Below are 15,528 nucleotides of genomic sequence, written 5' to 3'. Positions count from 1 at the left end.
ACTGGCCTGCAAAACAAAATGTCGCGCAGTGTAGCAGCCTCGTGCCACTTTCTTCGAAAGTTCTGGACGAGCTGTGGCGCTCTCGGGGTGATCAATCTGTGGCGAGGGGATTTATCCCCTCGCCACAATAGCTCCTCAAATCTACTGGAGCCTGGTCAGTGCTCGATATGCTCATCCGGCCGCTTGACCCGCCGTCCATCCTGCTTCGACAACTGGGAAAAAATCGTCGCCGCCAGCATCGCCATGATCCCCACCGTGACGAACGTCAACTGGAACGCTCCCAGCACCGTCTCGACCCCATCGTTGCCAACCTGGGCTGTGAAGCCGCCGAGCAGGGCACCGGCGCAGGCCACGCCGAGGCTCAGGGACAGTTGTGCCACCACCGACAGCAGGCTGTTGCCGCTGCTGGCGCTGGCGTCGTCCAGGTCGATCAGGGTCACGGTGTTCATCGCGGTGAATTGCAGCGAGTTGATCGCCCCCAGCACGGCCAGTTGTACCAGCAGCAACCAATATGGCGTTTGCTCGCTGACCAGGCCCATGCTCGCCAGCATCAGGCCCAGGGCCAGGGTGTTGCCGGTCAGGACGATGCGATAGCCCAGGCGTTCGATCAACGGTCGGGCCACGGACTTGGCGAACATGGCCGCCGCCGCCAGCGGCAGCATGCTCATGCCGGCCTGGGACGGCGAGTAGCCCAGGGCCACTTGCAACAGCAACGGCACCAAAAATGGCAGGGCGCCGCTGCCCAGACGGGCGAACAGGTTACCGAGGATGCCCACGGCAAAGGTCCGGGTCTTGAACAGCGACGGTGCGAACAGCGGGTTCTCGACATGCCCGGCCCGCAGCCAATAAGCCGCCAGGCAGGCCATGCCACCGAACAACAGCAACATCACCCGCAAGTGCGGCAGGTGCAGTTCCCCCAGGCCTTCCATGGCAATGGTGATCAACACCATTGCCGCGCCGAACAGCAAAAAGCCCAGGCCATCGAACCGGGTGCGCTCGCTGCCGCGCAGGTCGGGGATGAACTTCCATACCGCATAGCAGCCAATCACGCCCACCGGCAGGTTGATCAGGAAGATCCAGTGCCAGGTCAGGTACTCCACCATCCAGCCGCCCATGGTCGGGCCGATCAGCGGGCCGAGCAGGCCGGGAATGGTGATGAAGCCCATGATCCGCACCAGCTCCGAGCGGGGGTAGGCCCGCAGTACCACCAGCCGACCGACCGGGATCATCAGCGCGCCCCCCAGGCCTTGGATCACCCGCGCGCCGATCAGCATGCCCAGCGAGTGGGACAAGGCGCACAGCAGCGAGCCGAAGCTGAACAACAGGATCGCGCCGAAGAAAATCTTCTTGGTGCCGAAGCGGTCGGCGATCCAGCCCGAGGCCGGGATCAGCAGCGCCACGGTGAGCATGTAGGCAATGATCACGCCCTGCATGCGCAGCGGGTTTTCCGCCAGGTCGCTGGCCATGGCGGGCAGGGCGGTGTTGAGGATGGTCCCGTCCAGGGACTGCATGAAGAAGGCAATCGCCACGACCCACGGGAGCCAGCGGGCGGTGACAGCATCGAGCGGTGCGCGGTTGGGCATGGGGCCTCTTGTATGACAGGTTGATCAAGTGCGAACGCCGTTGTGGCGAGGGGATTTATCCCCTCGCCACAAGTAACCCCCTTTACAGGTGTGCGTAGGGTTGGGTTTACAGCGTTAAAGTCACCCGCTTGACCAGTGCCCCCGGCAACAGCATCGAGGCCGTGGCGCGCTGGCTGTAGGTGCTGGCCGAAAGCAGCAGTTCGCGCTCCCGGGTCAGGCCTTCGAGCTGCGAGCCGAGCAGGCTGTAGACGCTGTCGTCGAAGCGCATGGTACTGACCGGCGCCACGATCTGGCCGTTCTCGACCCAGAACGTGGCGAAGCGGGTCATGCCGGTCAGGCGTGCGGCGGGTTGGTCCGAGTAGTTCAGGTACCAGAGGTTGCTGATGTACAGCCCGGTGCCCAGTTGTTCGAGGATGTCTTTGTGCTCCAGTTGTCCGCCCTTCATGTCCAGTGCCGTGGGGTATTCGTAGCTGCTGGCACCATTGGCGGTAAGGCCGTATTCGGCGGCGCTGCGGGAATTGACCAGCCGCGCATTGGCCGTGCCCTTGGCGATCAGATCCAGGTCGTCACGGGGATAACCTTCGTCGGAAAACGCCGGGCTCAAGGAGCCACTGACCTGCTCGCTCAACCATACGTTGGGGCTGAAACTGGCTTCGTTGGCGTAGAACTTCTGCAACGGGCTCTGCTTGCTGGCAATTGCCCGGGCCGAGAACCCGCCCCAGCTGAGCATGCCCATGATTTCTTCCAGGGCCGCCGGTGCCAGGTAGGCGCGGTATTCGCCGGGCGGCAACGTGCGCAGTGGCCGGCCGAGGAACGCCAGTTGCTCGCGGGCCTGCGCGAAGCGCTGGGCAAACCCTTCGTCGCTCCATTCATGCCCGGCGTAACTGGCCTTCACCGCCTGGCCGTTCTCATGAAACAGGCTGAAATCGAAGTTGAAGCTGTTGGCCTGGTGCCAACCGAACGCCCCTGAAGAGCTGGCGAAGCCACGGCTGATGGGCCCGGCGGCGTAGAAGCCGACCAGGTCCAGGCCTTCGGCGGCGCGGGTGATTTGAGCAACGGCCTGCTCGGTTTCCGGCAGCGGGTGGTCTTGCACGTTGTTGCTCTGCCAGTGGTTGTGGTTGAGCAGCAGGTACGGATCACGGGGCAGCAACGGCAAGGTTTCGCGCAGTTGTTGCAGGCCTTCGGCCAGGCGTTGCACATCCGTCTTGGCTTCACCGGACAAGGTGATCTGCAAGTCGGCGTGGCACCCGTCGTCGATCAGTTTGAAACTGACATTGGCTTGTTGCACCTGCCCGGCCTGGCGGACCTTGCCGTGGTTGAAGCGCACGAAGGCAGAGGATTCGGCGGCGTAGCTGAGGGTGAACTGTTCGGGCTCGCGCAGGGCATCGCCCAGCCAGTCGACCAACGCCTTGAACGCTACGGCCTGATTATTGACGGTGCTCATCAGGCATCTCCCCCAAACACATCAACGTTGCTGAACACGCACGCCGGCGACGCATGGCCGACACGGATGACCTGGTTCGGCTCGCCCTTGCCACAGTTCGGGGTGCCCAAGACCTGGAAGGTACTGGCATCGCCCACGGCGCGCAGGCTCTTCCAGAACTGTGCGGAAATGCCCCGGTAGTTGGGGTTTTTCACCACGCCCTTGAGCTCGCCGTTCTCGATCAATTGGCCCCACTCGCAGCCGAACTGGAATTTGTTGCGGGCATCGTCAATGGACCAGGAGCGGTTGGTGCGCATCAGCACACCGTGCTCGATGCCTTGGATCAGTTGTTCCAGGGACTGGTCGCCGGGCTCGATGTTCAGGTTCGCCATGCGATCGATGGGTGGGCGGTTCCAACCGCAGGCGCGACTGTTGGCGACACCATCGAGGCCGGCACGGAACTGCGAGAGTGCTCCGCCCAGCGGACGCAGCAGCAGGCCTTCGCGAATCAGCAACTGCTTGCTGGCGGCCGTGCCGTCGTCGTCATGGCTGTAGCTGGCCAGTTCCTCGGGAATGTTCGGGTCGAAGGTCACGTTCAACAGGTTGGAGCCGTATTGCAGGTGTCCGAAGTCGCTGGTCTTGACGAAGCTGGTGCCGGCGTAATTGCGCTCGTCTCCCAGGATGCGGTCCAGCTCCAGTGGGTGGCCGATGGACTCGTGGATTTGCAGCATCATCTGGTCGGGCATCAGCAGCAGGTCCCGTGGGCCTTGCGGCGTGTTCGGCGCCATCAGCAGTTGCAGGGCCTGGTCGGCGATCCTGGGGGCGGCGCCGATCAGGCCGCAGCGGCTGATCACATCGAAGCCGCCTTGCTGGCCGAAATTCTCGCGGCCCAGGGTGCGGGTCTGGCTGTCTTGACCGTCGAAAGCGGTGACATCCAGGGCCGGATAGATAAAACGCTGGGCCTGGCGCAGTTCGGCGCCGGCGCTGTTGAGGTAAATCTGCTCGACCTGGGTCAGGCCGATGCTGACTTGCCAGTTCACCAGGCGCTCGTCCACGGGCACTGCGGCCGATTCGTCACTGAGCAATTGGTAACAGTCGCTCAGGGAAGGGAAGGCTTGGTCGAAATCAGGTGAGAGGTAATCGGCGCGGTCGCTGGACACCCCTTGCTCGCGCAGGTCGAGCAGGGCGTGGGGCTGGAGCTGGCGGGCTTGCTGCTCGGCCCGCTCCAGCGCTGCCTGTAGGCCGGCCTGGGACAGATCGTTGGTGGAGGCATACGCCTCGACACCATTGACTCGCGCAGTGAGCATCGCGCCTTCATCGCGGGCCAGGCTGGGCGGTTCGGCGACGTTCTTGCGCACCGACAAGTGCTGGCCGGACTCGCGTACATAACGCAGGGAAAAAAATTCAGCGCCCGTGCGCAAGGCAGCAAAGCGCTGCTTGAGCTGGGGGTGGAAGTCGAACATGGAACCTCCTTGTCTGGAGTGGCGGTGCAGCGAGGTGCGGCGCGTTGACGCGGCGGCCCTAGATTAGGCCTGGGGCGGGGGCGGGATCAAGGTAGATGAGGATTTAGGGTGTCAGGTCGGACGCCATCGCGAGCAAGCTCGCTCCCGCAGTTGACGGCTGTCGGGCACCAAAGTCTGTGCTCGTCGCAGATCCCTGTGGGAGCGAGCTTGCTCGCGATAGCGGTAGAGGTCTTACTGCGCCATAGGCCCCACTTCGCGCATTGGCTTACCACGCACCGGCGCGTCACCGGCCACGTAGTACGGCGCGGTGCTGCGTGGCAATGGTTGGCGCCCGCGGATCTTGTCGGCGATTTTCTCGGCGATCATGATCGTTGGTGCGTTCAGGTTGCCAGTGGTGATGATTGGCATGATCGAGGCGTCGACCACCCGCAGCCCTTGCATGCCATGCACGCGACCTTCGCCGTCCACCACCGCCATGTCGTCAGTGCCCATCTTGCACGAGCAGGATGGGTGGAATGCGGTTTCGGCATGTTCGCGGATGAACTGGTCCAGTTGCTCGTCGGTCTGCACGTCGATGCCGGGGCTGATCTCGCGACCGCGGAATTGGTCCAGCGCCGGCTGCTGCATGATCTCTCGGGTCAGGCGGATGCCGTCGCGAAACTCCTGCCAGTCCTGCTCGGTGGCCATGTAGTTGAACAGGATGCTTGGGTGCTGGCGCGGGTCCTTGGACTTGGCCTGGATCCGGCCACGGCTTGGCGAACGCATGGAGCCCATGTGTGCCTGGAAACCGTGCTCCTTCACACCGTTGCTGCCGTTGTAGTTAATCGCCACCGGCAGGAAGTGATACTGAATATTCGGCCAATCGAAATCCGGGCGGGTGCGGATGAAACCGCCGGCCTCGAATTGGTTGCTGGCGCCGATGCCCGTGCCGTTGAACAGCCATTCGGCGCCGATGGCCGGCTGGTTGTACCAGAGCAGCGATGGGTACAGCGAAACCGGTTGAGTGCAGGCGTATTGCAGGTACAGCTCGAGGTGATCCTGCAGGTTTTCACCAACGCCCGGCAGATCATGGACCACTGGGATGTCGAGGCTTTCCAGCAGTTTGGCCGGACCGACGCCGGAACGTTGCAGGATCTGCGGCGAGGCGATGGCGCCAGAGCACAGCAGCACTTCCTTGCGCGCCCGGGCCTCGACGCGCTCCTCGGCGGCGCCTACCAGATAACGCACGCCCACTGCCCGTTTGCCTTCGAAGATGATCTTGTCGGTCAGGGCGTGGGTGATGATGGTCAGTGTCGAACGCTTCTTGGCGATGTCCAGGTAACCGCGCGCGGTACTGGCACGACGACCGTTCGGCGTGACGGTACGGTCCATCGGGCCAAAACCTTCCTGCTGGTAGCCGTTGAGGTCTTCGGTACGTGGGTAACCGGCCTGCACGCCGGCTTCGACCATGGCGTGGAACAGCGGGTTGTTGCCAGCCTTGGGTGTGGTCACGCTGACCGGGCCATCACCGCCGTGGTAGTCGTTCGGGCCGATGTCGCGGGTTTCGGCTTTGCGGAAGTACGGCAGGCAGTCCAGGTAGGTCCAGTCTTCCAGGCCCGGTAGCTTGGCCCAGTTGTCATAGTCCAGGGCGTTGCCGCGGATGTAGCACATGCCGTTGATCAGCGAAGAGCCGCCCAGGCCCTTGCCGCGACCGCACTCCATGCGACGGCCGTTCATGTGCGGCTCCGGGTCGGTCTCGTAGGCCCAGTTGTAGCGCCGGCCCTGCAACGGGAACGCCAGGGCGGCGGGCATTTGTGTGCGGAAGTCCAGGCGGTAGTCCGGACCGCCGGCTTCGAGCAACAGGACGGTGACGCCTTCATCTTCGGTCAGGCGAGTGGCCAGGGTGTTACCGGCCGAACCGGCACCGATGATGATGTAATCGAATTCTTGGGACATGAAATGCACCCTCTTGTTGAATTGGGTTCAGGTTGGCGAGTGCTCGCACTCGATCGCGAGCAAGCTCGCTCCCACAGGAGACTCAGTCCAATGTGGGAGCGAGCTTGCTCGCGATGGCGGCCTGGCGGGCGAAGCAAATGCCAGATCAGAACACCGACGCGTAATCGCCCAGTTCGACCTGCACCGATTTGATGCGTGTGAAGTTGTTCAGCGAGCTGATCCCGTTCTCACGGCCTACGCCCGATTGCTTGTAGCCGCCGACTGGCATTTCAGCGGCGGATTCACCCCAGGCATTGATCCAGCAGATGCCGGCCTCGAGCTGGTGGATCACGCGGTGGGCGCGGTTCAGGTCGCGGGTGACGACGCCGGCGGCCAGGCCGAAGTCGGTATCGTTGGCGCGGCGGATCACCTCTTCTTCGGTTTCGTAGGTGAGGATGCTCATTACCGGGCCGAAGATTTCCTCACGCACGATGGTCATCTCGTCGGTGCAGTCGGTGAACACGGTCGGGGCGACGAACGCGCCCTTGGCCAATTCGCCGTCGGTCAAGCGCCCGCCGCCGCACAGCAGGCGCGCGCCCTCGGCCTTGCCTTTCTCGATGTAGCCCAACACGCTTTCCATGTGGGCGAAGCTCACCAGTGGGCCGAAGTTGGTGTTTTCGTCTTCTGGATTTCCGATGCGGATGCGCGCCACGCGTTCGGCGATCTTGGCTTCGAACGCCGCCTTGAGATGGCTCGGTACGAACACGCGGGTGCCGTTGGTGCAGACCTGGCCGGAGCTGTAGAAGTTGGCCATCATCGCGGTGTCGGCGGCGCGATCCAGGTCGGCGTCATCGAAGATGATCAGCGGCGACTTGCCGCCCAGTTCCATGGTCACGTCTTTGAGCGAAGAACTCGAGGCGCTGGCCATGACTTTCTTGCCGGTGTCGGTGCCACCGGTGAAGGAAATTTTCTCGATGCGCGGGTGCTCGGTCAGCCAGGTGCCGACTTCGCGGCCACTGCCGGTCAGTACGTTGAACACACCTGCCGGGACGCCGGCCTCGGTATAGATCTCGGCCAGTTTCAAGGTGGTCAGCGAGGTGACTTCGCTCGGCTTGAAGATCATCGCGTTACCGGCTGCCAGGGCCGGGGCGGATTTCCATAGGGCGATCTGGATCGGGTAGTTCCACGCGCCGATACCGGCCACCACGCCCAGCGGCTCGCGGCGGGTATAGACGAACGAAGTGGTGCGCAGCGGAACCTGTTCGCCTTCGATGGCCGGCACCAGGCCGGCGTAGTATTCCAGCACGTCGGCACCGGTGACGATGTCGACGTAGCGGGTTTCGGAGTAGGCCTTGCCGGTGTCGAGGGTTTCCAGGGCAGCCAGCTCATCGTTGCGCTCGCGCAGGATCTCCACGGCACGGCGCAGGATGCGCGAGCGCTGCATGGCGGTCATGGCGGCCCAGACTTTCTGGCCCTTCTCGGCGCTGACCACGGCACGCTCGACGTCCTCGAACGTTGCACGCTGCACTTGGGCAAGAACTTCACCGTTGGCAGGGTTGATGGCTTCGAAAGTGGCGTCGCCGCTGGCATCGCTGTACGCGCCATCGATGTAGAGTTTTTGCAGTTCGAAACGGGCCATAAAGTCCTCGCAAGTGCATAAGTGGTTGGCTGACCACCGGGCGTGTCGTCTATAGCTGACTACGCGGTTCGGCGGCGGTTCAGGAATCGAGCGGTTCTGTGGGCTCTGGTACCCCTGCTTTAGCCAGTTGGAAATCCATGTATTCGTAAGCGATCCGGTGCGCCTGGGCGGTATCGAACGCGTCTCCCGACAGCGCCCCGCGCAACCATAAACCGTCAATCAGAGCGGCCAGGCCCCGAGCTGCGCTGCGGGCCTCATCGAGGGGCAGCACGCGGCGGAACTGGCAACACAGGTTGGAATACAGACGGTGATCGTTGATCCGCTGCAACCTGTGCAGTGACGGGTGGTGCATGCTGGTGGCCCAGAAGGCCAGCCAGGTTTTCATTGCCGGGCCATTGACCTGGCTGGCGTCGAAGTTGCCTTCGATGATCACCTTGAGGTGAGCCCGTGGGCTCGAATCCTCGAGCGCCTGGCGGCGAGCGGTGACGTTCTCGCTCAGGACAGTCATCAGGTACTGGGCCGTGGCCGCGATCAGGCCGTTCTTGTCCTGAAAGTAGTGACTGATGATGCCGTTGGAGACACCGGCCAAACGGGCGATCAGCGCAATGCTGGCGTCCCCCATTCCGACCTGATCGACCGCTTGCAACGTGGCTTCGATCAGTTGTTGGCGGCGGATGGGTTGCATACCGACCTTGGGCATCTAGCACATCTCCTTAGGCCATCCGGCGCACGAATGTCGTCTGCCGGAACGAAAGCCAGTCTATTTTGTTTTGATTGAACGTTCAATCAACAAAAAATAAGTTCTGCGACGACTCGTCGCTGTTTGCCGAAACTCCTATGCGCAAATGGGCATGTGGCACCTGAGAAAGCGTGACCTCGCTGCGTAGGGCGAGGTTTTTCGGGATGTCTTTATAACACCCGTTGATGGGATGCCCACTGATCGATTGACTGAAATGGGGCGAGGTGCCACGGGGGCTTTATGGGCTTGAGATAGGCCCAAACAAAAACGCCGCGTTCATCTCGCGGCGTTTTTGCTGGTGTTGGCTCAGCCCAGGTTCTTGCCGAGCAATGCGTGGTACAGCTCGCTGTCGCCCAGGATCCCGACGACTTTCTGGTTATCGTGAAGCACCAGTTTGTTGCCGGTCTGGTAGCGGATCTGCAAGGCGTCGCGCATGCCGATGTTGGAGTCCACCAAGGTCGGGCGGCGGCCCAGGTCTTCGACGGCTTGGCCCGGTACCCAGTTTTGCAGGTCCAGCGCCGCGCCGTTCTGCCGGGCGCCCTTGATGGTGTTGCCTTCGGCCAGGTCGAGCCAGGAATCGCCGCCTGGGTCCAGGCACACCGAACCGTTGATGCGCTTGCAGTTGTCCAGGGTGCGCATCAGGCTGCGACCGCAGAGGACGTTGAGCGGGTTGGTGTGGGCGACGAAGGTACGCACGTAATCGTCCGCCGGGTTCAATACGATTTCTTCCGGCTTGCTGTACTGGATGATCCGGCCGTCTTTCATGATCGCGATGCGGCTGCCCAGCTTCAGGGCTTCGTCCAGGTCATGGCTGACGAACACGATGGTCTTGCTCAGTTTGCGTTGCAGCTCCAGCAGTTCGTCTTGCAGGCCCTGGCGGATCAGCGGGTCGAGGGCCGAGAAGGGTTCGTCCATCAGCAGGATGTCGGCGTCCATCGCCAGGGCGCGGGCCAGGCCGACCCGTTGTTGCATGCCGCCGGACAACTCGTCGGGTTTCTTGTTGCGCCATTGGGTCAGGCCCACCAACTCAAGCTTTTCGTCCACCAGCTTGCGGCGTTCCTTTTCCGGTCGACCCTGCATTTCCAGGCCGAAGCTGATGTTCTCGCGCACCGTCAGCCAAGGCATCAGGGCGAACTTCTGGAACACCATGGCGATGCGTTTGGTGCGCATCATCTTCAGTTCGGCGGGGGTGCAAGAGGCGATGTCGATCTGCCGGCCGTCGTGCTCGACGAACAGCTTGCCGCGACTCACGGTGTTCAAACCGTTGATGCAACGCAGCAGGCTGGATTTGCCGGAGCCGGACAGGCCCATCAACACGCAGATTTCGCCTTTTTCGATGTCCAGGCTGGCTTTTTCAACGCCGACGATTTGCCCGGTCTTCTTCAGGATTTCGTTGCGGGTCATGCCCTGGTCGAGCAGTTTGAGGGCCTCACGTGGATCCCTGGAGAAGATCACGTCGACCTGGTCGAAGCGGATTATGCTCATGCGTCACCCCCTACTTTGGCGTCGGGTTGCTTGCAGATTCGGTCGAGCATGATCGCCAGCAGTACGATTGCCAGGCCAGCTTCGAAGCCCAGGGCGATATCGGCGGTGTTCAGTGCGTTGACCACGGGTTTGCCCAGGCCATCGGCACCCACCAGTGCGGCGATCACCACCATCGACAACGACAGCATGATGCACTGGGTGATACCGGCCGCGATGCTCGGCATCGCATGGGGCAGTTCAATGCGCGACAGGAGCTGGCGACGGGAGCAGCCGAAGGCTTTGCCAGCGTCCATCAGTTCGTCCGGAACGTCGCGGATGCCCAGGTAAGTCAGGCGGATGGGCGCGGCAATCGCGAACACCACCGTGGAGATCAGGCCTGGGACCACACCCAGACCGAAAAGGGTCAGGGTAGGAATGAGGTACACGAAGGTCGGTACGGTCTGCATCAGATCGAGTACCGGACGCATCAGGGTGTAGAACATCGGCTTGTGCGCGGCAACAATGCCCAGCGGCACGCCGATCAGTACGCAAACCAGGGTCGCGAACAGCACCTGGGCCAGGGTTTCCATGGTTTCCTGCCAGTAACCCAGGTTAAGGATCAGCAGGAAGGACGCGATGACGAATATGGTCAGGCCCCATTTGCGCTGGATGAAGTGCGCCAGCAAGGCGATGAGGCCGATCAAGGCCAGCGGGTTGAACCAGGTCAGCGCAAACGTCACGCCGTGAATCATCGTTTCCAGAAACAGCGCGATTGCATCGAAGGTGTTGGCGCCGTGTTGCGTCAACCATTCGACGAAGCCCGCGATGTACTGGCCCAAGGGTATTTTCTGATCAATGAGCATGGTAGTGAACGTCCGCATGCAAGGGATAAACAGCCCGGGCGAGCGAACCCGCCCGGCATAACATAAGCAGTTATTGCGCGAGCTTGGCTTTCACGGCCTCCAGGCCTGGTTTACCGTCAATGGTGGTCACGCCAGCGAGCCAGGTATCGAGCACCTGTGGGTTCTTCTTCAGCCAGGCCTTGGCGGCGGCTTCAGGTTTCATCTTGTCGTCGAGCACGTTACCCATCAGCGAGCTTTCCATGTCGACGGTGAACTCAAGGTTTTTCAACAGTTGGCCGACGTTGCTGCATTCCTGGCTGTAGCCCTTGCGGGTGTTGGTGGCCACGGTTGCAGCGCCGAAGTCCGGGCCGAAGAAGTCGTCGCCGCCGGTCAGGTACTGAATCTTGAAACGGGTATTCATTGGGTGTGGCGCCCAGCCGAGGAACACCACGTCGGTGCCGCGTTTCGCTGCGCGATCGACCTGCGAGAGCATGCCCGCTTCACTCGACTCGACGACCTTGAAGCCGGCGTCCTTCAGGCCGAAGGCGTTCTTTTCGATCATGCTCTGGATCAGGCGGTTGCCGTCGTTGCCGGGCTCGATCCCGTAGATCTTGCCGTCCAGTTCTTTCTTGAATTTGGGGATGTCGGCGAAGTCGTGCAGGCCTTTGTCGTACAGGGCCTGAGGCACCGCGAGGGTGTACTTGGCGCCCTTGAGGTTGGTACGCACGGTCTCCACGGTGCCAGCCTCACGGTAGGCTTTGATGTCGTTTTCCATGGTCGGCATCCAGTTGCCGAGGAACACGTCCATGTTCTTGCCGTCGGCCAGGGACTTGTAGGTCACCGGCACGGAAATCATCGTGGTCTTGGTCTTGTAGCCCAGGGCGTCGAGTACCACGCTGGTGGTGGCGGTGGTCACGGTGATGTCGGTCCAGCCGACGTCGGAGAAGTTAACGGTGCTGCATTGTGCGGGTTCTGCAGCGTTGGCCAGCATTGGAAGACTCAGCATGGCGGCCAACAACAACGGCGTGGAACCTTTCATGGGTGGACTCCTGGTGTTTTATTGGCAGTGTCCGGTCGGGACAACCGCGCTTATGGATGTTGCGGTTGGTGGCGCGTGGGCACTCTCAGACACGCGGCCTTGCAAACGAGCCGTAACCGATCATGTACCAGTGCAAATCTGACGCCTACAGGGTGAGTCGTATCCAGTACAGGGAGGGTCGCATCCAGTGTCGGTGACGTCGTTTATAGATTTTTTCCGCCCTCGGCAGGCCCCTGATCTGCAAAAAAACGGCGTAAAACCTGGGCAAAAGCTGGGCGACGTTGCTGGGCATGATTGCGTCGGTGTCAGACGTCGCCCCCCAAGGTAAAAGCCGGATGATGCGGCCATCCCGGCGTTGAGCGTAGCAGCTCCGTCACCGGGCGCTCCTGCGCCCGGATGTGCTCGTTCTGGAGATTTTCGGCAATGGCAATCAGCGTGTTCGACCTGTTCAAAATCGGTATCGGTCCGTCCAGTTCCCACACCGTGGGGCCCATGCGCGCCGCGGCGCTGTTTGTTGAAGCGTTGCGTGCCAAAGCACTGCTGCACGACGTGCGGCGAGTCGAGGTGCAATTGTTCGGCTCACTGTCGGCCACAGGCATCGGCCATGGCAGTGACAATGCGGTGATCATGGGCTTGATGGGCGAGTGGCCGGACGCTATCGATCCGTCGCAGATCGGTTCGCGCATCGAACAACTGCGTGAGAGCCAGACCCTGCTGCTGGACGGTCGCTTGCCGGTGCCTTTCGTCTGGTCCCGGGACATGCGCCTGATCGACGAAAACCTGCCGTTCCACCCCAACGCCATGACGCTGGTGGCTGAGGGCGCCAGCGGCGAGCTGCACCGTGATACCTATTATTCAGTCGGCGGTGGTTTCGTCGTCGACCAGGCCCAGGCCTCCAGCGGCGTGGTAGACCTGGACCGCACCGAGCTGCCCTACGATTTTTCCAGCGCCGAAGAACTGCTTGAGCTGTGCCGCAGCCACAACCTGCGGGTGGCCGAGTTGATGATGGCCAACGAAAAGGTCTGGCGTTCGGAAGACGAGATTCGCAGCGGCCTGATGAAGCTCTGGCGGGCCATGCAGGATTGCGTCGAGCAGGGCCTCAAGCACGAAGGCATCCTGCCTGGCGGTTTGAATGTACGTCGGCGTGCGGCCAAATTGCACCGCAGCCTGCAGGAGTTGAACAAGCCGAATGTCATCGGCTCGACCCTCAGCGCCATGGAGTGGGTCAACCTGTATGCCCTGGCGGTCAATGAAGAAAACGCCGCCGGCGGGCGCATGGTCACGGCGCCGACCAACGGCGCGGCGGGGATCATTCCGGCGGTGCTGCATTACTTCATGAAATTCAGCGAGGCGGTCACCGACGCCAACGTCGTGGATTATTTCCTTGGTGCGGCGGCGGTGGGGATCCTGTGCAAGAAGAACGCTTCGATCTCCGGTGCCGAAGTCGGTTGCCAGGGCGAGGTGGGTTCGGCTTGCGCCATGGCGGCGGCGGGCTTGGCGGAAATCCTCGGCGCCACGCCGGAGCAACTGTGCAACGCGGCGGAAATCGGCCTGGAACACAACCTCGGCCTGACCTGCGACCCGGTAGGCGGCCTGGTGCAGGTGCCCTGCATCGAACGTAACGCGATTGCCGCGGTGAAAGCCATCAATGCTGCGCAAATGGCGCTGCGCGGTGATGGCCAGCATTTCATCTCCCTGGACCGGGTGATTCGTACCATGCGCGATACCGGTGCCGATATGCATGACAAATATAAAGAGACTTCGCGCGGTGGCTTGGCGGTCAGTGCGGTGGAATGCTGATCCTTGTGGCGAGGGGATAAATTCCCTCGCCACAAGGGCTCGCATATTGCTCATAAAATGCACACCGGTCCGTAAACGCGCCACCTTTTAGCGCGTCGCAAACAGATAAGACGCCTATTGTCGCGTTCGCCTCGGCATGCCGCTCGACCGTCCGTCATCCGCGCCTGTGGTGATACCCGTTGCGCAAGCCCCGCAGCCCTGTTCCCACAAGTGCTACCGATCTGCTCACAGCTCGCTGTGGCAGGTGTCTGCCGCCATTGATGGCGCTTATAACCGCACTCGCCGCGCGCCTTATATAGACAGGCCGCGATGTCGTTTTCAGGATTTATTGAACGCGCATTCAATTTAGGCATGGCAATTGCTCTATCGCTGTAAAGCCCGTCTCCCTCGTGAGAACGATGGCAATAACCAATAAAAAGAGCCTCCGCCTGAGGCCATCACCCGCTTTGTGTGAGGAGATACCGCGATGACGACGTCCAACTCAGGGGCCCAACCCCAGAACCGTGCGCCTCAATCCATCGGCTTTTTGCTGCTGGACAATTTCACGCTGATTTCCCTGGCGTCCGCGGTAGAACCGCTGCGCATGGCCAACCAGCTGTCCGGTCGCGAGCTGTATCGCTGGACCACGCTCACCGTCGATGGCGGGCAAGTCTGGGCCAGTGACGGTTTGCAGATCACCCCGGATGCTTCCATGCACAAAGCGCCGGCACTGGACACCGTCATCGTTTGTGGCGGCATCGGCATCCAGCGCACCGTCACCCGTGAACACGTATCCTGGCTGCAAGGCCAGGCCCGTCAATCCCGTCGCCTCGGTGCGGTCTGCACCGGCAGCTGGGCCCTGGCGTGCGCCGGCCTGCTCGACGGGTTCGATTGCAGCGTGCACTGGGAATGCCTGGCCGCGATGCAGGAAGCTTTCCCGCGGGTGTCGATGAGCACCCGCCTGTTCACCCTCGACCGCAACCGCTTCACCAGCTCTGGCGGCACCGCGCCGCTGGACATGATGCTGCACCTGATCAGCCGCGATCACGGTCGTGAATTGTCGGCCGCGATCTCGGAAATGTTTGTCTACGAGCGCATCCGCAACGAGCAGGATCACCAGCGTGTGCCGCTCAAGCACATGCTCGGCACCAACCAGCCGAAGTTGCAGGAAATCGTCGCGCTGATGGAGGCCAACCTCGAAGAGCCGATCGACCTGGATGAACTGGCGGTGTACGTCGCCGTATCCCGCCGGCAGTTGGAGCGGTTGTTCCAGAAATACCTGCACTGCTCGCCGTCGCGCTATTACCTCAAGCTGCGGCTGATTCGTGCCCGGCAACTGCTCAAGCAGACGCCGATGTCGATCATCGAGGTGGCCTCGGTGTGCGGTTTCGTCTCCACCCCGCACTTCTCCAAGTGCTACCGCGAATACTTCGGCATTCCACCGCGCGACGAGCGCGTAGGCTCCAACACCACGCAACAGGTGGCGATGATGCCGCTGCCCCAGGCGCTGGTGCTGTCGCCACTGTCCGGCCCGCTGTCGGCGTTGAGCCAGGCGCGCAATGAGTCGACGTTTGCCAGTGTAAGGCTCTAGACCTAGGCGCCTTCATCGCGAGCAGGCTCGCTCCCACAGGTTTTGTGATCGA

Annotated in this window: 11 protein-coding genes; 2 read left to right on the top strand and 9 right to left on the bottom strand. The window is 62.0% G+C overall.

The annotated features are described in order from the left end of the window. Nucleotides 1-155: 155 nt before the first annotated feature. The 9 genes from mdtD to J9870_RS27160 form a co-directional block, all read right to left on the bottom strand. Nucleotides 156-1,583, bottom strand: a complete 1,428-nt coding sequence (gene mdtD, locus J9870_RS27200) for a multidrug transporter subunit MdtD (RefSeq protein ID WP_210641661.1) — start codon at nucleotides 1,581-1,583, stop codon at nucleotides 156-158. Between the two features lie 106 nt (nucleotides 1,584-1,689). Further along, a complete protein-coding gene (locus tag J9870_RS27195; protein ID WP_210641659.1) occupies nucleotides 1,690-3,027 on the bottom strand; it encodes a TldD/PmbA family protein in 1,338 nt (445 codons plus the stop codon). Then, nucleotides 3,027-4,469 carry a TldD/PmbA family protein gene (locus tag J9870_RS27190; RefSeq protein WP_210641657.1) on the bottom strand — a complete coding sequence of 481 codons (1,443 nt, stop codon included), beginning with the start codon at nucleotides 4,467-4,469 and terminating at the stop codon, nucleotides 3,027-3,029. Before J9870_RS27190 ends, J9870_RS27195 begins: the two co-directional genes overlap by 1 nt. Before the next feature lie 231 nt (nucleotides 4,470-4,700). Then, nucleotides 4,701-6,404 (bottom strand): choline dehydrogenase, encoded by a 1,704-nt coding sequence (betA, locus tag J9870_RS27185; RefSeq protein ID WP_210641655.1) that lies wholly within the window; start codon nucleotides 6,402-6,404, stop codon nucleotides 4,701-4,703. A 145-nt stretch (nucleotides 6,405-6,549) separates the two neighbouring features. Further along, the gene (gene betB / locus J9870_RS27180) at nucleotides 6,550-8,022 is read right to left on the bottom strand and encodes a betaine-aldehyde dehydrogenase (RefSeq protein ID WP_176688988.1); all 1,473 of its coding nucleotides are present in this window, start codon (nucleotides 8,020-8,022) and stop codon (nucleotides 6,550-6,552) included. 79 nt (nucleotides 8,023-8,101) lie between these two features. Further along, nucleotides 8,102-8,722 (bottom strand): transcriptional regulator BetI, encoded by a 621-nt coding sequence (gene betI / locus J9870_RS27175; RefSeq protein WP_210641647.1) that lies wholly within the window; start codon nucleotides 8,720-8,722, stop codon nucleotides 8,102-8,104. Nucleotides 8,723-9,067: 345 nt separating this feature from the next. After that, nucleotides 9,068-10,246, bottom strand: coding sequence for a choline ABC transporter ATP-binding protein (gene choV, locus J9870_RS27170; protein WP_210641645.1), 1,179 nt, complete (start codon nucleotides 10,244-10,246; stop codon nucleotides 9,068-9,070). Next, nucleotides 10,243-11,088, bottom strand: coding sequence for a choline ABC transporter permease subunit (gene choW, locus J9870_RS27165; RefSeq protein ID WP_210641643.1), 846 nt, complete (start codon nucleotides 11,086-11,088; stop codon nucleotides 10,243-10,245). Before choW ends, choV begins: the two co-directional genes overlap by 4 nt. Nucleotides 11,089-11,158: 70 nt before the next feature. After that, nucleotides 11,159-12,106 (bottom strand): choline ABC transporter substrate-binding protein, encoded by a 948-nt coding sequence (locus J9870_RS27160; RefSeq protein ID WP_210641641.1) that lies wholly within the window; start codon nucleotides 12,104-12,106, stop codon nucleotides 11,159-11,161. Nucleotides 12,107-12,529: 423 nt separating this feature from the next. Here J9870_RS27160 and J9870_RS27155 point away from each other — a divergent pair, with 423 nt between their 5' ends. Beyond that, complete coding sequence (locus J9870_RS27155) at nucleotides 12,530-13,906, top strand: L-serine ammonia-lyase (RefSeq protein WP_210641640.1); 1,377 nt, start codon at nucleotides 12,530-12,532, stop codon at nucleotides 13,904-13,906. 466 nt (nucleotides 13,907-14,372) lie between these two features. Continuing rightward, nucleotides 14,373-15,476, top strand: coding sequence for a GlxA family transcriptional regulator (locus J9870_RS27150; protein WP_013694424.1), 1,104 nt, complete (start codon nucleotides 14,373-14,375; stop codon nucleotides 15,474-15,476). The last annotated feature ends 52 nt before the right edge of the window (nucleotides 15,477-15,528 follow it).

Source organism: Pseudomonas sp. Tri1, from assembly GCF_017968885.1.
In the GTDB taxonomy this organism is placed as follows: domain Bacteria; phylum Pseudomonadota; class Gammaproteobacteria; order Pseudomonadales; family Pseudomonadaceae; genus Aquipseudomonas.
The sequence above is the reverse complement of the archived record's forward strand: the minus strand, read 5'-3'. Positions and strand labels throughout refer to the sequence as shown.

Bases quoted from the DNA above. Each gene is read 5' to 3' on its own strand.
- betA (WP_210641655.1), bottom strand. From the start codon at position 6,404: ATGTCCCAAGAATTCGATTACATCATCATCGGTGCCGGTTCGGCCGGT.
- J9870_RS27150 (WP_013694424.1), top strand. From the start codon at position 14,373: ATGACGACGTCCAACTCAGGGGCCCAACCCCAGAACCGTGCGCCTCAA.
- J9870_RS27195 (WP_210641659.1), bottom strand. From the start codon at position 3,027: ATGAGCACCGTCAATAATCAGGCCGTAGCGTTCAAGGCGTTGGTCGAC.
- betI (WP_210641647.1), bottom strand. From the start codon at position 8,722: ATGCCCAAGGTCGGTATGCAACCCATCCGCCGCCAACAACTGATCGAA.
- choW (WP_210641643.1), bottom strand. From the start codon at position 11,088: ATGCTCATTGATCAGAAAATACCCTTGGGCCAGTACATCGCGGGCTTC.
- J9870_RS27160 (WP_210641641.1), bottom strand. From the start codon at position 12,106: ATGAAAGGTTCCACGCCGTTGTTGTTGGCCGCCATGCTGAGTCTTCCA.
- betB (WP_176688988.1), bottom strand. From the start codon at position 8,022: ATGGCCCGTTTCGAACTGCAAAAACTCTACATCGATGGCGCGTACAGC.
- J9870_RS27190 (WP_210641657.1), bottom strand. From the start codon at position 4,469: ATGTTCGACTTCCACCCCCAGCTCAAGCAGCGCTTTGCTGCCTTGCGC.
- J9870_RS27155 (WP_210641640.1), top strand. From the start codon at position 12,530: ATGGCAATCAGCGTGTTCGACCTGTTCAAAATCGGTATCGGTCCGTCC.
- mdtD (WP_210641661.1), bottom strand. From the start codon at position 1,583: ATGCCCAACCGCGCACCGCTCGATGCTGTCACCGCCCGCTGGCTCCCG.
- choV (WP_210641645.1), bottom strand. From the start codon at position 10,246: ATGAGCATAATCCGCTTCGACCAGGTCGACGTGATCTTCTCCAGGGAT.